Source organism: Dyella silvae (assembly GCF_026421305.1).
Taxonomy (GTDB): domain Bacteria; phylum Pseudomonadota; class Gammaproteobacteria; order Xanthomonadales; family Rhodanobacteraceae; genus Dyella; species Dyella silvae.
In genome coordinates, this window is the sequence record NZ_JAPJBQ010000002.1 from 324,934 (window position 1) to 344,916 (window position 19,983).

Consider the following 19,983-nt stretch of genomic DNA (forward strand, 5'->3'; position numbering starts at 1 on the left):
ACCCGTAGCGTGGCCACTCCCGTCGCCCGCTGGTTTGCGCGGGTGCTGCCAGCGGCAGCGTGGACCGGTCTGGTCGCGCTGCTGCCCTGGTGGGTGGGTTTGTCGGTATTACTGTTGTTCGTAGCGGGAGCGATTGCGTTTGACCGGCGCATCGTGCACTACGCCGAACTTTGCCGGCGCGGCCTGCGGTGGGGTTTGCCCGGTCTGCTGTTTGCCGTGCAGCGCGCGCTGGGCGGTGATTTGCTGGCATGGGGAGCGGCGTTGCTGGGTGCCCTGGTGGGTTTCTCGCTGGTGGCGTTGATGGAGTCGTTGCTGGACCACCGGGTACGTCTGTCCACTGCGGCGGCCGTATCGCCGGAATGGAGCGAGCTGGCATTGGCGCCCGTGGGGCCTGCGGCACACATCATCGAGTTGTCGCGGGTGAACTGGTGCGAGGTGGCCGGCGAATTCGCGGATCCAGCGGGTGATCCGGTGCGCTTCGAGAGCAATGGCAACGGCCATGGCAACGGCCGTGGTCGTTATGTGTTTGCGGAAGGGCGGGTGATCGATAAGGCCAGTCCGCGTTGCTGTTTCGGTCCGGGCGGACGATGGTTTGCCGCGAGTCTGCCGGGCGGTCGCGGCGAAGTGTTATGGGACAGGCGGAGCGATCATCTCCATCGCCTGATGGGTTGGCAGCTCAGCGGTTGGGAAGGTGAGCAGCCGTGGTTGGCGCGAGGCAGTGATGGCGTGCCGGCGCCTTTGCACGAGGTGCTGGGTCAGGGGCGGCGACGCTAGTCGACTCCAGCGTCACATGCCTTGGCCTTGAATGTTTGAGACAACGGATGCCTTGCGCATACTTGATGCTGTGACTACCGACGCTTCCCCTTCTTTGTCCGCCGTGCTCCCGGTCAGCGTGATCGTGGTGGCTGCCGATAGCGGCCCGACGCTGCGCGATTGCGTGCGCCGCGTGCTCGCCTGCGATGTGCCGCTGGAAATGATCCTGGTCGACAACGCTTCGGCCGACGGCATACCGCAGGCGATTGCGCGTGGGCACGAGAGCGATCAACGCCTCCGTGTCGTCTACAACCACGCCAACCTGGGTTTCGGCCCGGCGGTGAACCGGGGTGCTGCGCAAGCGCATGGTCAGTCGGTGCTGGTGCTCAATCCGGACTGCCTGATCGACACAGCCGAGTTGCGCCGCCTGCTGGAGATTCTGGCTACGCATCCGCGCGCAGGTGTGATCGGCGCGGTGGTGTGCGACGAAAGCGGCGTGCCTGATCCAGCCTCGTACCGTCGCGATCCTTTGCTCAGGCGGTCGCTGAATACCATGTTCGGGCGCGCAGGCGAGGGCGTGAATATCGAGGGCCCGATACCGCATGAACTAGTGGAGGCGGAAGCCGTATCCGGCGCGCTGATGCTGTTGCCGCGCCGCGTCTTCAACTACCTCGCCGGTTTCGACGAAGACTACTTCCTGCATTGCGAAGATCTGGACCTGTGTCGCCGCGTGCGCGATGCCGGTTACAAGGTCATGCTCGCAGGCGACGTGCGCGTGCTGCATGGCAAGGGCAGCTCGAGCCGTCATCGCCCGGTGTTCGTGAGCCGCCACAAGCATCGCGGCATGTGGCGCTGGTTCCGCAAGTTCGATCCGGATGCGCGCAAACCCGTGGTGGCAGCGCTGGTGTGGCTGGGTATCTGGACGCATTTTCTGTTGCAGATTCCCGGCCAGTTGTCGCGACTTGCCCGACGCAAGCTCGCAAGCAAAAAGAGCTCGGCATGAGTGCGTCGGCCAGGCGCGCCGCCACCTTCGCCACCTTGGGTTTAATTGCCGTCACGGCCGTCTGGGGCTCCACCTTCTTCCTGATCAAGGATCTGGTGGCGCGGATGCCGGTGGCCGATTTTCTGGCGGTGCGCTTTCTCATCGCTGCGCTGGTGATGGTGGTGTTGTTCCATCGTCCGCTGTTTCGCCTGAGCCGCCGCGAGTGGGTACAAGGCCTCGGGCTGGGCGCCATTTTCGGTATTGCCCAACTGCTGCAAACCACCGGCCTCGAACACACGTCAGCGAGCATCAGCGGTTTTGTCACTGGCATGTACGTGGTGTTCACGCCACTGCTTGGGACCGTGCTTTTGCGGCAGCGGCTGCCTTCCGTGACCTGGATTGCGGTTCTTCTTTCGGTGGGCGGCCTTGGTCTGCTCGCCTTGCATGGGCTCAGCATCGGATATGGCGTGTGGCTGACGCTCGCTTCGGCGGCGCTCTACGGCCTGCATATCGTGGGTCTCGGGACGTGGTCGCGGCCAGGCAGTGCCTTTGCGCTTTCCACCGTGCAGGTGCTCGTGATCGCCGTCGTGTGCACGTTGGCGACATTACCCGCCGGTCCCACGCTGCCGCCCGACGCGGGCGCATGGGCCGCGGTGCTCTACATGGCGCTGTTCGCCGGCGCGGGCGCCATGCTGGTGCAGACCTGGGCACAGGCGCATCTGTCGCCCACGCGTGCCGCCATCGTGATGACGCTGGAGCCCGTATTTGCTGCGGGCTTTGCGGTGACGTTCGGCCATGATGCGCTGACCTGGCGCATGCTGGCCGGTGGCGCGCTCGTGCTGGCTGCGATGTATCTGGTGGAACTGGCGCCGCGCAGCGCGGCGGTGAAGGCAGAAGGGTTACACCACGAAGTCTGAGCGTGCGCTCCCACAACAGGCGTCAACTCAGTCCTTTTGCCTGGGTGGCCGCGGTTGCAACGCAATGCGCACCAGGTAGATCACGATGGCGATGTTGGCAATCAGCGCGCCCAGTTTCAGCCAGGTGAAGTGAAACAGCGTCTCGTACGCCTCCAGCGGAATCAGCGAGCTGGTGGCAATCACCGTGAACCACTCCGCCCAGTGTTTGCGTAGCCACAGCCCGGTGCCTTCCGTCGCGAAGATCGCCGCATAAGCGAGCGCGACCAGTCCGATTGCCACGAACTTGCTCGGACCGAGTTCCTCCAGCAGACCGACCAGCCTCCAGCGCAGCCCGTTGCTATCGGTGAGCGACAAGTGCTCCAGCCAGTGCACCAGCTTCTCGAAGTTCTGCTCGCGATCCAGGTGAAACGCAAAGGCCGCTACCAGCACGAGGCATACCGTCTTCACCGCCTTGTAGATGGCGATGATGCGAAGGCCCAGGCTGTGTTGCGCCTCGATCTCAGAGGTGGGCTCGGTGATGTGATGGTGGTGTTCGGTCATGGGGAGGCGAGCAGCGGGACCTGCGGGGGCACTGCGAGATGATGGGGGTAACCGTACCGAAAGCCCAGCCCTGGCCACCTATGAAAAAGGCCACACCCCGGCAGCGGTGTGGCCTTGCATGAACCCTGCGGCGCATTCAGCAGCAGCGTCCGCCCGTACCTTTATAGCGGGCGATCTGCCGTTCGCGGAAGAACTCCTTATAGCTCGGCACCGGCCGGTCCGGGTGGTGCTCGCGCAGATGTTTCACGTAGACGTCGTAGTCGGGAATGCCGCAGCAGAGGCGGGCGGTTTGCACCGCCCACTTCCGTATGGCCTGCAGGTTCGCTTTCATGATCACAACCCTCAATGGGTGCTCACATTGGCCAGTGCCACGTATGGCTCCTCGTGCGCGGTCGGATGGTTAATACCCCATGCCCTCACGATCGCCCGGATGGCGAAGCCCAGCATGGTCAGAATCAACACGATGAAGATGCCGGTAAGTGCGGCATCCACATAGTTGTTGGTGATGATGCGCTGCATTTCCTCAGCGGTCTTGGCAGGCGCCAGCAACTTGCCATCGGCGGCGGCCTGCGCGTACTTCTGCGCAGCGGCGGAGAAGCTGATCGGGCCGGTGAGCTTTTCAAAGCCGGCGGTCAGCGTACACACCACCAGCCAGCACGCCGGGATACCCGGCACCCACACGTAGCGCTCGCGCTTGAGCTTCACCGTCACCACGGTGGCCAGCATCAGCGCCACGGCTGCCAGCATTTGGTTGGCGATACCGAATAGTGGCCATAGCGTATTGATGCCACCCAGCGGATCGACGGCGCCCTGATACAAGAAGTAACCCCACAGGCCGACGCAGATCGCGGTGGCAAGCAGGTTGCCAGTCCACGACTCGGTGTGTTGCAGCGGTTTGGATACCAGGCCAGCGATCTCCTGGATCATGAAGCGGCCCACGCGTGTGCCAGCGTCGACCGTCGTGAGGATGAACAGCGCTTCGAACAAGATCGCGTAGTGGTACCAGAACGCCATCATGCCTTCGCCCGGAATGATGCCGTGCAGCAGCTGCGCCATGCCCACTGCCAGGGTCGGCGCGCCACCTGCGCGACTGAGAATGCTCGATTCACCGATGTTCTTGGCGGTGTTGAGCAGCTCATCGGGCGTCACCACAAAACCCCACTGGCTGATGGCGGTGGCAGCGTCCTGCGCCGTCGTGCCGATCAGTGCGGAAGGCGAGTTCATGGCGAAGTACACGCCCGGGTGCAGCGAGGATGCAGCGACCAGCGCCATGATGGCGACGAAGGCCTCCATCAACATGCCGCCGTAACCCACCATGCGTGCTTCGCCTTCGCTGGCCAGCAGTTTCGGTGTGGTGCCCGACGCAATAATCGAGTGCCAGCCCGATACCGCGCCGCAGGCGATGGTGATGAACAGGAAGGGGAACAGGTTGCCCTGGAAGACCGGACCCGTGCCATCGATGAACTTGGTGACGGCAGGCATCTGCAGCGTCGGCGCGGCCAGGAAGATGGCCAGCGCCAGCAACATGATGGTGCCGATCTTGAGGAAGGTGGACAGGTAGTCGCGCGGCGCCAGCAGCAGCCACACCGGCAGCACTGACGCGCAGAAACCGTAGGCAATCAGCAACCAGGCCAGCGCCTTGGCGTCGAAGTTGAATGCGGCAGACCACACGGCCGAGTCGGCGACGTACTTGCCGGCCCAGATCGACAGCAGCAGCAGGGCCAGACCGATGATCGACACTTCGAGAATCTTGCCCGGGCGCAGCCAGCGCAGATAAATGCCCATCAGCAGCGCAATCGGAATCGTGGCGGCCACCGTAAACGTACCCCACGGGCTATGCGTCAGCGCCTTGACTACCACCAGCGCCAGCACGGCCAGCACGATCATCATCAGCACCAACACGCCAAACATGGCGACCACGCCAGCCACCGGCCCCAGCTCGTCGCGCAGCATGTTGCCCAGCGAACGGCCGTCGCGGCGCACCGAAAGCCCGAGAATCATGAAGTCCTGGACGGCGCCAGCAAACACCACGCCGAACAGGATCCACAACGTACCCGGCAGATAACCCATCTGCGCCGCCAGCACGGGGCCCACCAGCGGGCCGGCGCCGGCGATAGCCGCAAAGTGGTGGCCGAACACCACCCATTTGTCAGTCGGTACGTAGTCCAGGCCGTCGTTGCGCAACACGGCCGGCGTCGCCCGGCTCGGGTCCATGCGCAGCACGCTTTCGTTGATGAACTTGCCGTAGAAGCGGTAGCCGATCACAAACACCGCAATCGCGGCGGCGACCAACCAGATGGCATTGATGGGCTCGCCGCGGCGCAGGGCAACGACGCCCAGGCACCACGCACCCACAATGGCGATGGCAGCCCACAGCAACTTGCCTGCGGGACTTGGTTTGACGACGGCGGTATGCATACGCATGGCTCCTGGACAGTCCCGGTCAAGGGTCGTCCCGGATCGTCCCGGGGGTCAATGCCATTATGCGCCGGGCAACATTATCCATTGGTCGAATACCTGCCCGGCCGAGGCACACGCACCCGACATGCGGCCGCGCGTACACTTGCTGGCGTGGCGACGCCCTCATACGTGCGCCAAGTGGATGAACAGGCGAGGTTTTTCATGATTCGCGAAATTCTGAAGATGGGTGATCCGCGGCTGCTGCGGGTGGCGCCCCCGGTACCCGATGCGATGTTCGGCACGGCCGAGCTCGACGCGCTGATCGCTGACATGTTCGACACCATGCACGATGCCGGCGGCGTCGGTCTGGCTGCTCCGCAGATCGGCGTGGACCTGCAGCTGGTGATCTTTGGCTTCGACTCCTCGGAACGCTATCCCGACGCGCCCGCCGTGCCGCGCACCATCCTGCTCAATCCGGCGATTACCCCGTTGTCACAGGACATGGACGAGGGCTGGGAAGGGTGCCTGTCCGTGCCCGGCCTGCGTGGCGCGGTGAACCGCTACACCTTGATTCGCTATCAGGGGCTGGATCCGAAAGGGGCGCACATTGACCGCACCGCAGAGGGGTTTCATGCGCGAGTGGTGCAGCATGAGTGTGATCACCTGATCGGGCGTTTGTATCCTTCGCGAATTACGGATTTCAGCAAGTTCGGGTTTACCGAGGTGCTGTTCCCGGGGATGGATGCAGGGGCGGATGAATAGCCTTTTGCTCCCTCTCCCCTGCGGGGAGAGGGTTGGGGTGAGGGGACAATCTAGCCTCACCGCTCCATAGGAGCCGTCACCTCGGCTTGCTCTGTGGTGAAGAGCAGAAGCGTTACCGCGAGCACCCGCCCCTCACCCCGGCCCTCTCCCCAGAGGGGAGAGGGAGAAGTGGGGCACTGCGGAAAGCGCCCCCGAACCATTGCGTATCCCCGCATTTCCAGCAACCCTACGCGCTGGCCTGCCGCACCTGGCACCGGCCGCTGTATCCACGTCGCCCACGGGGCGGCCATTCTGGGGAATCATCACTATGACGGGCATGAACTCGTGAGCGGCAACCATCCCGGCACGGAGTCGCGCAAAGAGTTGACCGTACGCGGTCTCATCCTGGGCGTCATCATCACGGTGGTGTTCACCGCGGCCAACGTCTTCTTCGGCCTCAAAGCCGGCCTCACTTTCGCCACGTCGATTCCGGCGGCGGTGATTTCGATGGCATTGCTGCGCGGGTTCAAGGACTCGACCATCCAGGAAAACAACGTCGTGCAGACGATCGCGTCGGCGGCGGGCACGCTGTCCTCGATCATCTTTGTGCTGCCCGGCATGATCATGATTGGCTGGTGGGCCGATTTCCCGTTCTGGACCTCGTTCGCGGTGTGCGCGCTGGGCGGCATCCTGGGCGTGATGTATTCCATCCCGCTGCGCCGCGCTCTGGTGACCGATACCGACCTGCCGTATCCGGAAGGTCTGGCCTGCGCCGAAGTGCTGAAGGTCGGCAGTGGCGACGAGGCGGATGCCAATAGCGTGGAAGAGGGTCGTGCCGGCCTGCTCGCTGTGTTGTGGGGTTCCATCGTCTCGGCAGTATTCGCCGTGGTGGTCGCCACGCAGGTGTTCGCGTCGGATTTCGTGCGCAACTTCAAGGTCAACGACAAGGGCGGGGTCAGCGGTTTCGATTTCGGCCTCTCGTTCGCGCTGTTTGCGATCGGCCACCTCGTGGGTATCTCGGTGGGTATCGCGATGCTTATTGGCGCGCTCATCGGCTGGGGCTGGGGCGTGCCGCATTACTCGGTGCTGGGCGATATGTCGGCCTCGGTGGCGGATCTGGCCAACGCCACGTGGAGCCATAAGGTGCGCTTCGTCGGCGCGGGTGCCATTGGTGTTTCCGCCATCTGGACGCTGGCCAAACTGGTGAAGCCGGTCATCAGCGGACTCACGTCCGCGATGGCCGCCTCCCGCGTGCGCAAGGCCGGCAAGGCAGACACATTGCCGCGCACCGAGCGCGATATTCCCATCGGCATCGTTGGCCTGATCACGCTGGCCTGCTTTATTCCGATTGGCTGGCTGCTTGGCTATTTCGGCACCACCGCCGGTCTTGGCGACCACGTGGCGGTGCTGGCCATTGGTGGTGTGGCCTTTGTGGTGCTGATGGGCTTCTTCGTGTCCACCGTGTGCGGCTACATGGCGGGCCTGATCGGTTCATCTAACAGCCCGCTGTCGGGCGTGGGCATCCTGGTTGTCATTGCCGCCGCGCTACTGCTGGTGGCTTTCGTGAAGCCGCACGTGGGGCCGGAAGAGGGCAAAGCGCTGGTGGCGTTTGCGCTGTTCATCACCTCGGTGGTGTTTACCGTGGCGGCCATCGCCAATAACAACCTCCAGGATCTGAAGACCGGCCAGCTGGTCGACGCTACGCCGTGGCGTCAGCAGGTGGCGCTGGTGATCGGCGTGGTGGCCGGTGCCGCCGTGATTCCGCCGGTGCTGGACCTGCTCAACAAGGCCTACGGTTTCGTCGGCGTGGCAGGCGCCGGTGCGCATGCACTGCCGGCGCCACAGGCCGGCCTGATCTCCGCGCTGGCTCAAGGCGTGATCACCAACAACATCGACTGGAACCTGATCATCACGGGTATCTGGATCGGTGTGGCGATCATCGTGATCGACGAAGTCCTGCGACGTACCACCAAGCGCCTGAGCATGCCGCCGCTCGCCGTCGGCCTGGGCATCTATTTGCCGACCGTGAGCACCTTGATGGTGGTGGTGGGTTCCATCGTCGGCTGGTATTTCGACCGTCGCGCCGATCGCTCGGCCCGGCCCGAAACGACCAAACAGCTCGGTGTGCTGCTCGCTTCGGGTCTGATCGTGGGCGAGAGCATCATCGGCGTGCTGATTGCCGCCCTTGTCGCCTTTGCCGACAAGCTGGGCTTCAGCAATCAGCAGTATCCGTTGTCGCTGGTCGGTCCGGGCTTCGCGGATGCCGCCGAGTGGATCGGCGGCATCGCCTTCGCGGCCATCGTGTTCGTGATGTACCGCTGGGTGGCTCGCATGGCCAACGGGTTGAACAACAAGCACTAAGGCAGAGGGTCGCGGCCTACCTGAAGCGGCCGCGACCAAATGTCATGCCCACGTGCCACGATCGAACAGGAATGCGCCTTGACCGGCTATCCTAGGCGGTCGCAGCGAAAGTCCTGCGCGCTGGTCGATGTGGAGGCGGTAACCGCGTGGTAGAGCAGACAGGGGCGGAGGCCCCGATTTCCGGTGACATGCTGGCTCGTCCTGGCCTGATGGTCAGGTTGCGTCGGCTCGCCGGTCCGCTGCTTTCGGTGGCCATGCTGTGCCTGGCGCTGTGGGCGCTGCACCGCCTTGCCAGCGAGGTGAGCTACCGCGAGGTCGCGCGCTACGTTCATGGCCTGGAGAATTACCGCGTTGCGCTGGCCGTGCTGCTCACGGCCGGCAGTTATGGGGTGATGATCCTGTACGACTGGTTCGGGCTGGCCTACATAGGCAAGCGCCTGCCGGGTCCCCAGGTCAGCCTTATCTCGTTTATCAGCTACGCCTTCAGCAATGCGCTGGGCATGGCGCTGCTGATTTCCGGCTCGATTCGCTACCGCTTCTACATCCAGGCCGGGCTCTCCACGGCTGAAGTGGCGAAGGTGGTGGTGTATTGCACGCTCAGCTTCTGGTTGGGCTTGTCTGCACTCACCGGCGTGACACTGCTGCTGGTACCCGTGCCCGGCTATCTGCCGCTGGCGAGCTGGCGTATTCCGGTAGCCAGCGTGTTCACCCTGATTCCTCTGTTGTGGCTGGTCGGCAACCGGTTGCTGCGCCGGCCGCTGCGCGTCTGGCGCTGGCGTTTGAGCCTGCCGTCCACGCTGGTCGCTGCGCGCCAGATTCTGGTGGGGGCGGTGGACTGGGGGCTGGCTGCGTACGTGTTGTACCTGCTGATGCCCAACCAGGTGGATACCGGTTTCGGGCATTTCCTGGCGATCTTTGTGCTCGCGCAGATTGCCGGTCTGGTAAGCCATGTGCCCGGTGGGCTGGGTGTGTTCGAGGCGGTGATGTTGGCCGGCTTCGGCGCCGAGGGAAACCAGGGCCTGGAAGCGCCCATTCTTGGCGCGTTGGCGGCCTATCGCCTGATCTACTACTTCCTGCCGCTGTGCGCCGCCACCATCGTGGTACTGGTACGCGAAGCGCGCGGACTGCGCAGCAAGGCGTTGCTGGCACCGTGGTTCACGGGTCTGCTGCCGCCTTTCTTTGCTGGCCTGACGTTGGTGTCGGGCGCGGTGCTGTTGTTCTCCGGCGCGACTTCGGCGCTGCCAGCGCGCATGGCGATCCTGCGCGACGTGCTGCCCCTCGCGGTGCTGGAAGTGTCCCACTTCCTCTCCAGCGTGGTCGGCATGATGCTGCTGATTCTCGCGCGTGGTCTGCAGCGCCGTCTGGATGCGGCCTATGTGCTGACCCTGGTGTTGCTGGTGTTGGGCGCGGTGCTGTCGCTGCTCAAAGGCATCGACTACGAAGAAGCCATTCTGTTGTCTTTGCTCGCGCTCGCGCTGGCGCCGGCACATCAGCTGTTCTACCGCCGCGCCTCACTGTTCAGCGCGAGCTTCTCCTGGGGCTGGATCATCGCCATCGTGGCGGTGCTGGTCTGCGCCGGCTGGCTGGTGGGCTTCAGCTACAAGCACGTGGAATACAGCAACAACCTGTGGTGGGAATTCAGCTTCTACCACGGTGGTGCGCCGCGCGCGTTGCGAGCGCTGGTAGGCGCGTCAGCGGTGGGGTTGCTGTTTGCGCTGGCCAATCTGATCCGTCCGGCGCGGCCGCATCTGCAGTTGCCGGGCGAGACGGAGTTGCAGAAGGCGTTGCCGCTGATCAAGCAGTACACCTCGGCACAGGCGCATCTCGCGCTGATGGGTGACAAGACGTTGTTGTTCGACACCGAAGGCAAGGCCTTCATCATGTACGACGTCGAAGGGCGCAGCTGGGTGGCGATGGGCGATCCCGTGGGCGACGACGAAACCGCGCGCCGCGAACTGGTGTGGACCTTCCGCGACCAGTGCGAACGCGCGGGTGGCTGGCCGCTGTTCTACCAGGTGCGTCCGGAGGATCTGGACCTCTATCTCGAAGCGGGTATGAACCTGCTCAAGATCGGTGAAGAAGCGCGCGTGGAACTGGCCACCTTCAATCTCGACGGCAAGTCCAAGAAGGTGTTGCGCAACACCATCAACAAGCTCACCCGCGACGGCATGCGCCTGGAGATTGTGTCGGCCGAATCGGTAACGGCATTGATGCCCCGGCTCAAGAAAATCTCCGACGCGTGGATGCGCGACAAGGGTGTGCGCGAGAAGGGCTTCTCGCTGGGCACTTTCGATCCGCGCTATCTCGAGCGCACGCCGATGGCGCTGGTGTGGCAGGGCGAGGAGCTGGTGGCATTCGCCAACCTGTTCCTCACCGACAACATGGAAGAAGCCTCGCTGGACCTGATGCGTCACGTGCCTGACGGCACGGCCGGCGTCATGGACTTCATGTTCATTGAGCTGATGCAGTGGTCCAGGCAGCAAGGCTACCGCTGGTTCAATCTCGGCATGGCGCCGTTCTCGGGCCTGCAGAATCGTCGTAGTGCGCCGTTGTGGAGCCGCCTGGGTGCGATGCTGTTTGGTCGTGGCGAGCGGTTCTACAACTTCCGGGGGCTGCACAAATACAAGGATAAATTCGATCCCGTGTGGGAGCCGCGCTATCTCGCGGTACCTAATGGCATCGCGTTGCCGCTGGTGTTCGCCAATGTGGCGAGCCTCATTTCGGGTGGACTTTCGGGCATGGTGCGCCGTTGAAACGATTCTTCAAGTGGTTTGCTGTCGTACTTTTGATCGCCGCTGCCGTGGGTCTGTGGGCCTGGCAGCCGTGGCACCACGCCTCGCTGGATGAGTCGAGCATCCTCGTCGCGGTGAAACCAGGCGTCACCCCGCTGCAGGGGCGCGACGATGTAGTCGCCGTGTTCTATTCCGGTGATGGCGGCTGGCGCGACCTGGACAAGTCGCTGGGCAAGATCATTGCCGACCATGGCATTCCGGTCGTGGGCGTCAGCTTGCTGCAGTACTACTGGCGCGAGCGTTCCGCTGAAGATTCGGCCGCCGATCTCGATGCGCTGATAGCGCGCACGGTGGCCAACGGCGACAAGAAGCGCATCTGGCTTATCGGTTTCTCGTTCGGCGCGGATGTGCTGCCTTCCATCGTTGATAAGCTCAGTCCCGAGGGGCGTGCGCGCATCGCCCAGATCGTGATGCTCTCGCCGAGCAAGGACGTGAATTTCGAAATTGAAATGGAAGGCTATATGCGTGAGGGTTGGTGGAAGACCCACACGCAGGATTTCTTCCAGTGGCTTAACCCGGTGCACCACTTCGACGCCATGCCCCCGCTACTGGCGCTGGGTGGCCATCCGCCGGTGGCGTGTTACTACGGCATCAAAGACAAGGACGACACCATCTGTGCCGACCCCGGCCTGCCATCGTGGGTCAAGGTCATTGAGAAGACCGGCGACCATCACTTCGACTACAACTACGAAGGGCTGGCGCAGCAGATGATTCGCGACCTGCCTGCCGCACCAGCGCATTGACGCCCGTTGTTCAGAGCTTGACTGTCATCTGCTTGCCCTGACGCTCGACCTGCAGCGTCAGTTCGCCGGCCGGAGCGTGGGCGAGCTGATGACGGATAGCTTCGATATCGACAGGTTCGACCGGCTTGCCGTTGACGGACAGCAGAATGTCGTCAGATACGAGGCCTTGAGGAAGACCGTCGCGCGAAAGATGGGTTGAGCCAATCAGAAGGTGGCCATTTTCATAGCTCAGCTCTACCAGTCGCACGGGCTTGGGATCATCGCGCGTAAAGTGCTTCGCGCTGAAACAGAACAGCATCTCGCTCGGTATGAAGGCGTAGCTGTCGAAGCGGGAAAGGAAGTTCATGCCGAGGGTGCTGCTTGCACCTTCTTTGCCGCCAAAGACTTGCAAACGGCCCAATGGCATGTTGCCCAGGTGCAGTCCATCGACGAGGTACGCGGCAGCTTCGTAGACACCGTTTCCGGAAAGCCGGGCGTACTTTCCGATCTCCTGCACGTTGCCGCCTTGCTCCTTGAATGTCTGGATGTGTTCCGGTGGGCTGGCGCTGAAGGAGCTGCCGGTGTCGATCGTCATCGGGCCGCCGTTGCCGTTCGCAAACAGGATATTGAGGAAGGGGCTGCTGCCGAATGCGTCACCGTAGGGAGCGCATTGCTCATATCCCGCCGTGGATGGCGGTTGGCTCCACACGGTCAGCGTGTGGCGGATATTGTCGAAGCCCCAGTTGAGTTGGCGAAAGGCGTTTGCACCCAGCAGGCCATCCACATGTGCGCCGTAGGCCATGTCAACGGTCGAAAGGTCCAGGCCGATCCACGGTACGCTGCCCGAAATGGGGTGTGAGCCGACCAGGATGGGCTTGGATTGCCAGAACAGGACTTGCTCCTGATTCAGCGCCGAGCCGTCAATGACGTTAAGTCCACCCACATAGTCGCGAAAATATTCTGGAACCTCTTTATTGGGTACGCGCTGGGTTATCGCAGCAGCGCTGTGGTTGTCGATGAACGTGTATGGCGCTCCTGTGTCGAGGATGAAATGGTACGGCCTGCCATCAATGGTGACGGGTACCAAGGGCTGCGCATAGGAGCGCAGGGTGGTTGTCAGAATGGGATCACTCGCAGCGGTGGATGCCGTGGATGGTTGGTCCCCTGGCGATGACGTGCATGCCGTTACCATCCATGCGAAGGCAAGCGGTAGCGCCACAAGAGGCGTTTTCCTTGACATGTGATTGCGTCCTTTCGTTGTCAAAAGTGGTTGCAGGGCTCCATGTGCGGATTGAGATGCGAGCCCGGATGGAAGTAACAGCAAGTACCTATGTCTCGACAAAACGGCGGAAGGTGTAAGCGCGTATTCATCACCAGGCGTGTCCGGGCGGAGCTGCCATTTGATGGGAGCCCAGCACGACCCTTCGAGGTGTTGCAGGTTGTCTTGTCATCCGTGAGTGCCGCATTGCCAGTAGATCTTCAGCGGCATGCGTGGCTCGTTACCGATCGTGTTCTGTAGCGCAGGGTTGGCGGGGTGTCGTTGCCCTGTGTTTCCTATCGGGCGCACCCTCAAGTGAGACAAGCTCCCTATTAATTGGAGATGCCCGATACGTGGCAATCAGATTCTTCTGATTTTTCAGGACGCTCGTTGCGGTGGCGGTTGCGACGGATGCAACGGGCCACGGGGCAGGGAAGGCTGTCGATGGATGCATGGAAAAGCACTGGCAGCCAGCGCAGCGTTGGCGAACGGCGTGGTGGCGCACGGCATCGAAGGGTTGGCGCAGCAGATGATTCGCGACCTGCCGGCGGCGCAGTAGATCTATTCTCATTCCGTTGGGCGCACCCTGTGAGCGAATGGCAACGCCTTTGACCATCGGTGTGGCCGAGTCGCGCGCAGGGCGCGCTCCCACCATGTCGGCGCATGCTTTAACGCGGCAGCGGCACCGACTGCACATCGAACGGCACGTGCCGCGGAATGCCCGCGTCGTCGCCCTTGTGCGCAAACAGCAGGTTGTATTTCGACTCTATGAAGTACACGCGGCCGTTGGCGATCAGGCCTGATGATGGGTCGTTGAGCCCGGCCACGAGCGTCACGAGTTCGCTGGACTTGTCGCCCGTGATGGTTGCCATCGAGATCTGCCCGCCGTAAGGACCGTCGTGGCCGAAGGCGTTGCTCTCGAAGATCACCAGCCGGTTGTGGCCGGCCGAACGGATGGCATCGGCGTTCTTCAGTGTGCGGGGCATGTCGATGCGGGTGACCTTGCCCGCGCTATCGTCCTGCTGAACGTTGACGCGTAGCAGGTAGGGCTCGGCAGCCACCGTGCTGACGTAGACGTGGTTGCCATCGATGGCGATGCCATTGAGCTTGTATCCGTCGCTGCCGGCGATGAACGCTGCATCTTCCTTCCACACTTCGAGCTGCGCATCGCCGTCACGCCAGCGGAAGATGCGTGGCTGGAACGAATCGGTGATGTAGAGGTTGCCGCGCTCGTCTTCCGCCAGGTCGTTGCAATAGCCCTTGTCGGGCAGCTCGTAGCTGCCGCGCGGGGTGCCGGTGGCGAGGTCGTAGCTTTTGAGCGCGCTCGGATTCGTGGGAACCGTGGTGTAGCCCAGTGTGCCCGAGCAGATCCAAAGCAGGCCGCGGCGCGCGTCGACCAGCACGCCCTGACCGTTCGATAGCCCGTTGGCACCCGGCGTCACCAGCACCTGCGGCACGTCATCGCCGGGCTGGAGGCGAGCCACGGCGCCTTGCCGCCAGCTGCCGACGTAGAACGTGCCGTCCGGTCCGACGGCGATGCTTTCCGGATACCAGTCGGCTGGCAGTGCGCGCGTGGTGGGAATCGCCTGCCCGGCATGGCCTGCGGCAGCGAAGGTGAGTGCGAAGGCCAGGGCAAGGTGGCGGAGGCGCGGCAGGGCTTTCATCTTTGTCTCTCCTTGGGTGGTGCCGCGGATGTTCGTTGACCGCTCCTGATTGATAAATGTGGCTATGCTTGCCTCACTCCAAAGCAAGGATTTGGAATGGATCGACTGACCAGCATGGCGGTATTCGTCCGCGTGGTGGAGAAGGGCAGTTTTGCCGCCGTCGCGGATGAGTTCGAGCTGTCCACAACCATGGTGGCCAACCACGTGCGTTCGTTGGAGCAGCAACTCGGCGCGCAACTGCTCGAGCGCACCACGCGGCGCCACCATCTGACGGAAATTGGCGCGGCCTATCTGGAGCGCTGCCGCGACGTGCTCAGCAGCGTGAAGGCGGCAGACGAGGTGGCCGAGGCGATGCGTGCGGAACCGCAGGGCACCTTGCGCGTCACCGCGCCGGTGACGTGGGGCGCGCATCGGTTGATGCCGGTCATCGGCGCCTACATGGCGGCGTATCCCACGGTGCAGGTGGAGCTGAGCCTCAACGACCGCGTGGTCGACCTGCACGAGGAGGGTTTCGACGCGGCGATCCGTTCCGGGCCCGTCCATGACGAAGCGCTGGTGGCGCGTTCGTTGTCGCCGTCGGAAATGTTCGCCGTAGCGAGTCCTGCGTATCTGCAATCACATGGCACGCCGAACCAACCCGAGGACCTGGCCGGGCACGCCTGTCTCGGTTTCATGGCGTGGGGCGCTCGCCACCATTGGCGTTTCAGAAAGGAAGGTCGGCAGGTGGAAGTGCCGGTGCAAGGGCCTTTGATGTGCAACAACGGGCAAGCGCTGCTTACGGCGGCGTTGCACGGCGTCGGCGTGGTGGTGCAGGCCGACGTGTTGCTGGCGCCGTCCATCGCGTCAGGGCAACTCGTCCGGCTGCTGCCCGACTGGAGCCTGCCTACGCGACACATTCAGATCGTCCGCCGGCGCGAGGTGCGGCCCACAGCCAAACTTCGAACGTTTGTCGATTTCGTACTGGAGCGATTGGGGTGATGGAACGGACGCCGGTGCATCAACACGCCTACGCGCGCAACGCAGGCATCGACCTGTTGCGCGGATTGTCGATACTGCTGGTGGTGCTGCATCACCTTGGCTTGCGAATTCCGCTGAAGAAGACGTCGCTTGCTGCGATCTTGCCGAAGAACCTGATGAGCGCCATCAATTTCAACGGCTATGAAGCGGTATTCATCTTCTTTGTCATCTCCGGATTCCTCATCACCAGCAACACGCTGCGACGTGACGGTGCGCTGGTCAGCATCGACCTGCGCGCTTTCTTCGCGCGCCGCTTCTCGCGCATCGCGCCGTGTCTGTTGTTGCTGGTGTCCGTGCTCAGTCTGTTGCACCTGCTGGGTGTTCCTGACTATGTCATCAGCCGGGAAGGGCAGTCGCTGCCGCGTGCCATCGTCGCCGCGCTGGGTGTCCATCTGAACTGGTACGAAGGCATGACGGGCTACCTGCCGGGTGGCTGGGACGTGCTGTGGTCGCTGTCGATCGAAGAGGTGTTCTACCTCGGCTTCCCCATCGTCTGCCTGCTTGCGCGGCGCACGTGGGTACTGGTGCCGATGCTGGTTGTACTCGCGGTGTCGCTGCCATGGTCGCGCGCGGCGCTGGCGGACAACGAGATCTGGCAGGAAAAAGCTTACTTGCCCGGCATGGCAGCTATTGCGACGGGCGTGCTCGGTGCCTTGCTGGTGCAGCGTTGGCGAACGGTGCGACGAGGCACGGCATCAGCGCTTGGTATCGCAGGAGGCGTCGGGCTTTACCTGGTGATGTTCGAAGGCAGGTTGTTGTGGCCGCTGATGCACAACGGCTACATGCTGCTGCTTACGGGTTCCGCGCTATGCCTCGTGCTGGCGAGTGCCTGGGCGCCCGCCGGCCGCGCGACATGGCGCGGGCTGGACTGGCTGCGCTCATGGGGGCGCCTGAGCTACGAGATCTACCTCACCCACATGTTTGTCGTGTTCGGGGTGGTGCGTATGTACAAGGCGATGGGAAGCGACATTGCGCACGGCTACCTGTGGTATCTGCCGGCGTTGCTGTTGTGCTGGGTGCTGGGTAAGGCGGTGGAGCGGTATGTCTCGACGCCTTCGGAGCGCTGGCTGCGATCGCGCATGTTGCCGACGACCGTGTCGGCTCCGGTCATGGCCGAGGCTGCGACACCGTAGTAGCGCACTTGTGCGCTCCTACAGAAGACGTGATGGCTTAGCGGAAGCGGTTGATGGTGTCGCGCAGCTCGATGGCTGCCGCTCGCGCCGCGTTGGCAAAATCTTCGCCGTTGCCAGCGTAGAGAATGGCGCGCGACGAACTGATCATCAGGCCTGTGCCGTTGGCGCTGCGGCCATGCTTGAGCACGGCTTCCACATCGCCGCCCTGGGCGCCAATGCCGGGAACCAGCAGCGGCATCTCGCCCACGATGGCGCGCACTTTACCCAGCTCTTCCGGCCAGGTGGCGCCGGTGACCAGGGCGCAGTTGCCGTTGCTGTTCCAGTCACGCGCGATGGTTTCGGCCACGCGCAGGTACAGCGGCAGGCCGCCGCAATCGAGCGCCTGGAAATCCGCGCCGCCCGGGTTGGAGGTGCGGCACAGCAGGATCACGCCCTTGTCGGCGCGATCGAGGAACGGCTGGATGGAATCGCGGCCGAGATACGGATTCAGCGTGACGGCATCGGCCTTGAAGCGGTCAAACGCTTCGGTGACGTAATGCTGCGCCGTGCTGCCGATATCGCCGCGCTTGGCGTCGAGAATGACTGGCACGCCCGGATGCTTGTCGTGGATATGCGCGATCAGCCGTTCGAGCGCATCTTCTGCACGCAACGCGGCGAAGTGGGCGATCTGCGGCTTGAACGTGCACACCACATCAGCGGTGGCATCGACGATGTCACGACAGAATTCGAATACGGCATCCGCGCGGCCTTTGAGGTGCGCGGGGAATTTTGCCGGTTCCGGATCGAGGCCGACGCAGACGAGGGAGTTGTTGCGGGTCCATGCGTTTTGCAGGGATGGCATGAAGTGCATCGGAATCTCCTCGTCGCTGCCTATCTCACTCCCTCGCCCCTCCGGGGAGAGGGTTGGGGTGAGGGGTCAATCTTGCGGTGTCGCTTGATGGTGGTGCTGTTCTTTTGAGGATTGGGGCCAGACGTGACCCCTCACCCCAGCCCTCTCCCCTGAGGGGAGAGGGAGTAAAGGCGGCCTTAGGCCAGCTTCTTGTACTTCACGCGATGCGGCTTGGCGGCCTCATCGCCGAGACGGCGCTTCTTGTCCGCCTCGTACTCGTTGTAGTTGCCCGGGAAGAACTCCACGTGCGAATCGCCTTCGAACGCGATGATGTGCGTGGCGATGCGGTCGAGGAACCAGCGGTCATGCGAGATGACGACCGCGCAGCCCGGGAACTCAAGCAGTGCGTCTTCCAGTGCGCGCAGGGTTTCCACGTCCAGATCGTTCGACGGTTCGTCGAGCAGCAGCACGTTGCCGCCCTGCAGCAGGGTCTTGGCCATGTGCAGACGGCCGCGCTCACCGCCGGACAGCTGACCGACGATCTTCTGCTGGTCGGTGCCCTTGAAGTTGAAGCGGCCGATGTAGGCGCGCGACTGAATCTCGAAGTTGCCGATGGTGAGGATGTCCGAACCGCCGGACACTTCCTGCCACACGTTGTTCTTCGGATCGAGCGCGTCGCGGGACTGGTCGACGTAGGCGAGCTTGACCGTGTGGCCCAGCTTCACCGTGCCCGAATCCGCCTGCTCCTTGCCCATGATCATCTTCATGAACGTGGACTTGCCGGCGCCGTTCGGGCCGATCACGCCAACGATGGCGCCCGGCGGAATCTTGAACGACAGGTCGTCGATCAGCAGGCGATCGCCAAACGACTTGGAGACGTTCTTGAATTCGATCACTTCCTGGCCCAGGCGCTCGCCGGGCGGAATGAAGATTTCATTGGTTTCGTTGCGGCGCTGGTACTCGACCGAGTTCAGCTCCTCGAAGCGGTTGAGACGCGCCTTGCCCTTGGACTGACGACCCTTGGCAGCCGAACGCACCCACTCCAGTTCCTTCTCGATCGCCTTTTGACGGGACTTCTCCTGCGAGGCTTCCTGCTTGAGGCGGGCGTCCTTCTGCTCCAGCCACTCGGTGTAGTTGCCCTTCCACGGAATGCCGCGGCCGCGGTCGAGTTCGAGGATCCACTCGGCAGCGTTGTCGAGGAAGTAGCGGTCATGGGTGACCGCCACCACGGTGCCCGGATAGCTCTGCAGGAACTGCTCCAGCCAGTCCACCGACTCGGCGTCCAGATGGTTGGTGGGCTCGTCCAGCAGCAGCATGTCCGGCTTGGACAGCAGCAGGCGGCACAGCGCCACGCGGCGCTTCTCACCACCAGACAGCGGGCCGATCTTGGCGTCCCACGCCGGCAGGCGCAGCGCGTCGGCGGCCACTTCCAGCTGGCGCTCCAGCGCGTGGGCGTCGTTCACCGCGAGGATGTTTTCCAGCTGCTCCTGTTCCTTGGCCAGCTTGTCGAAGTCGGCGCCATCCTCGGCGTAGGCGGCGTAGACCTCTTCCAGACGCTTTTGCGCGTCCAGGATGACGGAGACGCCTTCTTCCACCGATTCACGCACGGTCTTCTCGGGATTCAGCTCCGGCTCCTGCGCCAGGTAGCCGATCTTGATGCCCGGCTGCGGGCGGGCTTCACCCTGAAAGTCCTTATCGACGCCGGCCATGATGCGCAGCACCGTGGACTTGCCCGCGCCGTTCACGCCCAGCAGGCCGATCTTGGCGCCGGGGAAGAAGCTGAGCGAGATGTCCTTGATGATGTGGCGCTTCGGGGGAACGATCTTGCTGACCCCGTTCATGGTGTAAATGAATTGCGAACTCATGGAGCCTCC

At 63.2% G+C, this 19,983-nt stretch carries 16 protein-coding genes; 9 read left to right on the plus strand and 7 right to left on the minus strand.

Annotation, left to right across the window (positions count from 1 at the left end):
* Positions 1 to 9 precede the first annotated feature (9 nt).
* The 3 genes from OQE56_RS05685 (at position 10) to OQE56_RS05695 (ending at position 2,652) form a co-directional block, all read left to right on the plus strand.
* Complete coding sequence (locus OQE56_RS05685; protein WP_267222414.1) at positions 10 to 774, plus strand: hypothetical protein; 765 nt, start codon at positions 10 to 12, stop codon at positions 772 to 774.
* Positions 775 to 877: 103 nt separating this feature from the next.
* The gene (locus OQE56_RS05690) at positions 878 to 1,756 is read left to right on the plus strand and encodes a glycosyltransferase family 2 protein (protein WP_267223377.1); all 879 of its coding nucleotides are present in this window, start codon (positions 878 to 880) and stop codon (positions 1,754 to 1,756) included.
* On the plus strand, positions 1,753 to 2,652 hold the full coding sequence (locus OQE56_RS05695; protein WP_267222415.1) for a DMT family transporter: 900 nt from the start codon (positions 1,753 to 1,755) through the stop codon (positions 2,650 to 2,652). Before OQE56_RS05690 ends, OQE56_RS05695 begins: the two co-directional genes overlap by 4 nt.
* 27 nt (positions 2,653 to 2,679) lie before the next feature.
* Here the strand turns inward: OQE56_RS05695 and OQE56_RS05700 are convergent, their stop codons facing one another.
* The 3 genes from OQE56_RS05700 to OQE56_RS05710 form a co-directional block, all read right to left on the minus strand.
* Complete coding sequence (locus OQE56_RS05700; protein WP_267222417.1) at positions 2,680 to 3,192, minus strand: DUF2127 domain-containing protein; 513 nt, start codon at positions 3,190 to 3,192, stop codon at positions 2,680 to 2,682.
* 136 nt (positions 3,193 to 3,328) lie between these two features.
* Positions 3,329 to 3,523 carry a YbdD/YjiX family protein gene (locus OQE56_RS05705; RefSeq protein WP_267222419.1) on the minus strand — a complete coding sequence of 65 codons (195 nt, stop codon included), beginning with the start codon at positions 3,521 to 3,523 and terminating at the stop codon, positions 3,329 to 3,331.
* Between the two features lie 11 nt (positions 3,524 to 3,534).
* Positions 3,535 to 5,610, minus strand: coding sequence for a carbon starvation CstA family protein (locus OQE56_RS05710; RefSeq protein WP_267222421.1), 2,076 nt, complete (start codon positions 5,608 to 5,610; stop codon positions 3,535 to 3,537).
* Between the two features lie 204 nt (positions 5,611 to 5,814).
* On the opposite strand from OQE56_RS05710, the gene def reads away from it, so the two are divergent.
* From def to OQE56_RS05730, 4 genes are all read left to right on the plus strand, one after another.
* A complete protein-coding gene (gene def, locus OQE56_RS05715) occupies positions 5,815 to 6,354 on the plus strand; it encodes a peptide deformylase (RefSeq protein WP_267222423.1) in 540 nt (179 codons plus the stop codon).
* A gap of 324 nt (positions 6,355 to 6,678) precedes the next feature.
* The gene (locus tag OQE56_RS05720; RefSeq protein WP_267222424.1) at positions 6,679 to 8,694 is read left to right on the plus strand and encodes an OPT family oligopeptide transporter; all 2,016 of its coding nucleotides are present in this window, start codon (positions 6,679 to 6,681) and stop codon (positions 8,692 to 8,694) included.
* 188 nt (positions 8,695 to 8,882) lie between these two features.
* Positions 8,883 to 11,447, plus strand: coding sequence for a bifunctional lysylphosphatidylglycerol flippase/synthetase MprF (gene mprF, locus OQE56_RS05725; RefSeq protein WP_267222426.1), 2,565 nt, complete (start codon positions 8,883 to 8,885; stop codon positions 11,445 to 11,447).
* Positions 11,444 to 12,229, plus strand: coding sequence for an AcvB/VirJ family lysyl-phosphatidylglycerol hydrolase (locus OQE56_RS05730; RefSeq protein WP_267222428.1), 786 nt, complete (start codon positions 11,444 to 11,446; stop codon positions 12,227 to 12,229). Before mprF ends, OQE56_RS05730 begins: the two co-directional genes overlap by 4 nt.
* Before the next feature lie 10 nt (positions 12,230 to 12,239).
* Here OQE56_RS05730 and OQE56_RS05735 read toward each other — a convergent pair whose 3' ends face one another.
* Both OQE56_RS05735 and OQE56_RS05740 read right to left on the minus strand, forming a co-directional pair.
* Complete coding sequence (locus OQE56_RS05735; protein WP_267222430.1) at positions 12,240 to 13,427, minus strand: aspartyl protease family protein; 1,188 nt, start codon at positions 13,425 to 13,427, stop codon at positions 12,240 to 12,242.
* Positions 13,428 to 14,134: 707 nt separating this feature from the next.
* A complete protein-coding gene (locus OQE56_RS05740) occupies positions 14,135 to 15,130 on the minus strand; it encodes an SMP-30/gluconolactonase/LRE family protein (RefSeq protein WP_267222432.1) in 996 nt (331 codons plus the stop codon).
* A 96-nt stretch (positions 15,131 to 15,226) separates the two neighbouring features.
* Between OQE56_RS05740 and OQE56_RS05745 the strand changes: the two genes are divergently transcribed.
* Both OQE56_RS05745 and OQE56_RS05750 read left to right on the plus strand, forming a co-directional pair.
* A complete protein-coding gene (locus OQE56_RS05745; protein ID WP_267222433.1) occupies positions 15,227 to 16,108 on the plus strand; it encodes a LysR family transcriptional regulator in 882 nt (293 codons plus the stop codon).
* Positions 16,108 to 17,280 carry an acyltransferase family protein gene (locus OQE56_RS05750; RefSeq protein WP_267222435.1) on the plus strand — a complete coding sequence of 391 codons (1,173 nt, stop codon included), beginning with the start codon at positions 16,108 to 16,110 and terminating at the stop codon, positions 17,278 to 17,280. Before OQE56_RS05745 ends, OQE56_RS05750 begins: the two co-directional genes overlap by 1 nt.
* 37 nt (positions 17,281 to 17,317) lie before the next feature.
* On the opposite strand, the gene pyrF is transcribed toward OQE56_RS05750, so the two are convergent.
* Together pyrF and ettA are read right to left on the minus strand one after the other, a co-directional pair.
* The gene (pyrF, locus tag OQE56_RS05755) at positions 17,318 to 18,130 is read right to left on the minus strand and encodes an orotidine-5'-phosphate decarboxylase (protein ID WP_267222437.1); all 813 of its coding nucleotides are present in this window, start codon (positions 18,128 to 18,130) and stop codon (positions 17,318 to 17,320) included.
* Between the two features lie 176 nt (positions 18,131 to 18,306).
* Positions 18,307 to 19,974, minus strand: a complete 1,668-nt coding sequence (ettA, locus tag OQE56_RS05760; protein WP_267222439.1) for an energy-dependent translational throttle protein EttA — start codon at positions 19,972 to 19,974, stop codon at positions 18,307 to 18,309.
* Positions 19,975 to 19,983: the final 9 nt, after the last annotated feature.

Bases quoted from the DNA above. Each gene is read 5' to 3' on its own strand.
- OQE56_RS05695 (WP_267222415.1), top strand. From the start codon at position 1,753: ATGAGTGCGTCGGCCAGGCGCGCCGCCACCTTCGCCACCTTGGGTTTA.
- OQE56_RS05700 (WP_267222417.1), bottom strand. From the start codon at position 3,192: ATGACCGAACACCACCATCACATCACCGAGCCCACCTCTGAGATCGAG.
- OQE56_RS05705 (WP_267222419.1), bottom strand. From the start codon at position 3,523: ATGAAAGCGAACCTGCAGGCCATACGGAAGTGGGCGGTGCAAACCGCC.
- OQE56_RS05710 (WP_267222421.1), bottom strand. From the start codon at position 5,610: ATGCATACCGCCGTCGTCAAACCAAGTCCCGCAGGCAAGTTGCTGTGG.
- def (WP_267222423.1), top strand. From the start codon at position 5,815: ATGATTCGCGAAATTCTGAAGATGGGTGATCCGCGGCTGCTGCGGGTG.
- mprF (WP_267222426.1), top strand. From the start codon at position 8,883: ATGCTGGCTCGTCCTGGCCTGATGGTCAGGTTGCGTCGGCTCGCCGGT.
- OQE56_RS05740 (WP_267222432.1), bottom strand. From the start codon at position 15,130: ATGAAAGCCCTGCCGCGCCTCCGCCACCTTGCCCTGGCCTTCGCACTC.
- OQE56_RS05745 (WP_267222433.1), top strand. From the start codon at position 15,227: ATGGATCGACTGACCAGCATGGCGGTATTCGTCCGCGTGGTGGAGAAG.
- OQE56_RS05750 (WP_267222435.1), top strand. From the start codon at position 16,108: ATGGAACGGACGCCGGTGCATCAACACGCCTACGCGCGCAACGCAGGC.
- pyrF (WP_267222437.1), bottom strand. From the start codon at position 18,130: ATGCACTTCATGCCATCCCTGCAAAACGCATGGACCCGCAACAACTCC.
- ettA (WP_267222439.1), bottom strand. From the start codon at position 19,974: ATGAGTTCGCAATTCATTTACACCATGAACGGGGTCAGCAAGATCGTT.